The organism is Paraburkholderia sp. BL21I4N1 (assembly GCF_002973525.1).
Lineage (GTDB): Bacteria > Pseudomonadota > Gammaproteobacteria > Burkholderiales > Burkholderiaceae > Paraburkholderia.
Map to the genome: position 1 here is coordinate 1 of NZ_PVEN01000052.1, position 2,964 is coordinate 2,964.

At 59.6% G+C, this 2,964-nt stretch carries 4 protein-coding genes; all 4 read left to right on the forward strand.

Features of this window, described 5'->3' with window-relative positions; genetic code table 11:
• Nucleotides 1–81: 81 nt before the first annotated feature.
• Genes B0G83_RS37915 through B0G83_RS37930 form a run of 4 tightly spaced genes read left to right on the forward strand, consistent with a single transcriptional unit; the run spans nt 82 to nt 2,925 of the window.
• On the forward strand, nt 82–504 hold the full coding sequence (locus B0G83_RS37915) for a hypothetical protein (protein ID WP_105512349.1): 423 nt from the start codon (nt 82–84) through the stop codon (nt 502–504).
• A 44-nt stretch (nt 505–548) separates the two neighbouring features.
• Nucleotides 549–845 carry an IS66 family insertion sequence element accessory protein TnpB gene (gene tnpB, locus B0G83_RS37920; RefSeq protein ID WP_105512350.1) on the forward strand — a complete coding sequence of 99 codons (297 nt, stop codon included), beginning with the start codon at nt 549–551 and terminating at the stop codon, nt 843–845.
• A gap of 50 nt (nt 846–895) precedes the next feature.
• Nucleotides 896–2,419: an IS66 family transposase gene (locus B0G83_RS37925; protein ID WP_105512351.1), complete on the forward strand. Its 1,524-nt coding sequence runs from the start codon at nt 896–898 to the stop codon at nt 2,417–2,419.
• A gap of 14 nt (nt 2,420–2,433) precedes the next feature.
• On the forward strand, nt 2,434–2,925 hold the full coding sequence (locus B0G83_RS37930) for a hypothetical protein (RefSeq protein WP_105512352.1): 492 nt from the start codon (nt 2,434–2,436) through the stop codon (nt 2,923–2,925).
• Nucleotides 2,926–2,964: the final 39 nt, after the last annotated feature.

The following is a 2,964-nucleotide window of genomic DNA, read 5'->3' on the forward strand; positions in this document are numbered from 1 at the left end:
CGTAAGCGTCAGCGGATCCCGTCTTGAATCGCGGCATTCCGAATGTGAAGGTGGTGCTTTCGTGAGAACGAGGGCAATGCGATGGAAGACGAGATCATTAAGGCTTCAACGGCGATGGGTACACGTCGCCCACGGCAAGGGGAAGCGTTCTGGGGCGAAATGGTTACCACCTGGAAGGCGAGTGGTGTCGGCGCTCGGCGATTTTGCCGGGAACAGGGTTTGGCGGTCAGCACCTTCAGCCTGTGGCGCAAGAAGCTTTCGACCCACATCAAAGAGATTAAGCAGCCGCTCGCGGTTACTGCGGATGCGGCATTCATCGTTTCCAATCTGGATGGTGAACTTGCTCCCTCAAGGCCGCCTGTTGCAACGCAAGCGGCTGATGTGTCGCCGTCGCGTGACGGGGTGACGCTATCGCTCGCTGGCGTTCGTATCGAACTGAGCGGCGTTCACGCCGAGCGCATCGTGCGCTTTGTGCTCGGGCAACTCGGAGGTGGTCGGTGCTGATTGCCTCGGACGTTCGCGCTTACATCTGTCGCGACCCGGTAGACATGCGCAAGGCGATCGATGGGCTGTCTTATCTCGTCGAGCCGTTACTTGCTCAGAAGCCTACATCGGGCAACCTGTTCGTCTTCGTGGCGCGCGACCGTTCCAAAGTGAAGATTCTTTATTGGGACCGGACCGGCTTCGCGCTTTGGTATAAGCGTCTCGAAAGAGGCCGTTTCCCGGCACCCTCATTGCTCGCCCAGCGCGGCTTCACGCTCGCCGAGCTCAACGCATGGCTCGAAGGCATCGAGATTCCGGCGCGAGAGCCGCACCGCACCGTGGCAGTAACGCGCGTGACGTGAGGTGCTCCAGCGGAGCGCCGAGCTTGTAAACGTGGCCTGAGTTAGGCATCATGGAACACATGCCACCCAACGCCGTCACTGTCGCGGATCTTCCCATCGAGCCCGATGCGCTGCAAGCGTTCGCGCTCGAACAGAACCGGCTTGCACGGGTGTTGTGGGAGCAGTTGGAAATCCTCCAGCATCAGATTGCGCAGTTGAACCGTGCGCGCTTTGGCGTGAGCTCCGAGCGCCTGGCGGGCCAAGCCGAGCTGTTCGACGCCGCCACGGATATCCCGGCACCGCCAGCAGTCGACGCCGTTCCTGTAGAAAGTCACACCCGAAAAGGGCGTCCTGCACTGCCCAAGGACCTGCCACGCACACGCATCGAATACGATCTGAGCGACGAACAGAAGATGGCGTTCGATACGCTTGAACGGATCGGCGAAGAGCGCAGCGAGACGCTGCATTACGAGCCGTCCAAGCTGACCGTCATTGAGCACATCCGCTTTAAATACGTGGCGAAGAAGGACGGCGAATCGACCATCGTGACCGCAAGCGCTCAGCCCTCGCCGTTGCCTAAGAGCAATGCAAGCGCCAGCCTGCTCGCCAACGTTCTGGTGAACACCTATGTCGATCATTTGCCGTTGAATCGTCAGGAAATGCGCTACGCGCGCCGTGGCGTGTACTTGCCGCGAGCGACGCTGTGCGAATGGAAGCTGGCGTCGGCCGAGTTATTATCGGTGCTGCTACCTGGGTTGCGCGCTCACCAGTTAAAGGCGCCGCGCATGCACGTGGACGACACGACACTGCCCTTGCTCGAGCGAGGCCAGGCGTCAACGCGTACAGCACGATTATGGGGCTACCTTGGTGCGGGCCAGTATAAGGAGAACGGTGTCTGGGTCGACCACCCGCCAGCGGTCGTGTTCGAGTTCGCCGAGTCGCGTGCGGGAGCACATCCGCTGCTGTACCTAAACGAATACAAAGGGTATCTGCAGGCCGACGCGTATAGCGGCCATGGTGCGCTATACGAGCGAGGCGATATTATCGAGGTTGGATGTTGGGCGCATTGCCGTCGACGGTTCTTCGAAATTGCCAAGGATCAGAAGGAGCCGGGGCTCGCGGCGCAAGCCCTTCAGTGGATCGCCAAGCTATATGCGATTGAATCGCGGGTCAAAGACCAGGCACCAGACATCAAGCTGGCGGCACGGCAAACCGAAGCCTTGCCGGTGCTTGCACAGTTTCTTCAGTGGCTCGAGGCGAACAGCATTGGCTTGCTCCCACGAGCGCCGCTTGCCAAGGCATTTGGTTATGCATTACGGCATTGGGAGGCGCTTATCCGGTACACGGAGAACGGCGTCCTATTGCCAGACAACAATGCTCTAGAACGCCAGATCAGGCCTATTGCCGTCGGACGGGCGAATTGGATGTTCGCGGGTTCTCCACGAGGTGCGCGTGCGGCGGCAACGATGTATTCCCTCATCGGGACGGCTCGCCTCAACGGTATCGAGCCCTACGCGTGGCTTGAACGAACGCTTGAGCAACTGCCGTCGTATCCCGTCAATCGCGTGCATGAACTGTTGCCGCTCGCCCGTTAAAACACCTCTACACCATGGACATTCTCGACTCGCTTCGGCAGGCGCCCAGCGCCGAGCTATATCGCCTCTATCTAGCTATCGGCAAAATGCTCGATGACCCCCGACGTATTCTCGAAATACGTCAACGCCTGCATCTGGGGATGGCCGTGAACTACATCGGCGATAACCCGCTTGGGCCGCCGGCGCAAGGCACCATAGTTGAACTCCGCCAGACACAGGCTGTGGTTCAGGACAGCGCAACTCGACGCCGTTGGGGCGTGCTCTATGCGGCGATCATCCCTGAAACGTCAAGTGCTCAGCCTCACGTCGAACCGACACCGCCGCCGAGAACGCAGCGTGAAGAATTCTTCATCGGTGACACAGTTAGCTTCACCGACAAGCACCTAAGCGAGCGCGTCGGAGTCGTCGTGAGGCTGAATGCCAAGACCGCATCGGTCGCCGTTAATGACACCGATGGCCACTGGCGCGTTTCGTACTCTTTACTGCGAAAGATCGTCGACATTTAGCCGCGCAAAACCGCCCCAACGGGTTTCGCTGACGGATAC

Bases quoted from the DNA above. Each gene is read 5' to 3' on its own strand.
- B0G83_RS37915 (WP_105512349.1), top strand. From the start codon at position 82: ATGGAAGACGAGATCATTAAGGCTTCAACGGCGATGGGTACACGTCGC.
- B0G83_RS37930 (WP_105512352.1), top strand. From the start codon at position 2,434: ATGGACATTCTCGACTCGCTTCGGCAGGCGCCCAGCGCCGAGCTATAT.
- B0G83_RS37925 (WP_105512351.1), top strand. From the start codon at position 896: ATGGAACACATGCCACCCAACGCCGTCACTGTCGCGGATCTTCCCATC.
- tnpB (WP_105512350.1), top strand. From the start codon at position 549: ATGCGCAAGGCGATCGATGGGCTGTCTTATCTCGTCGAGCCGTTACTT.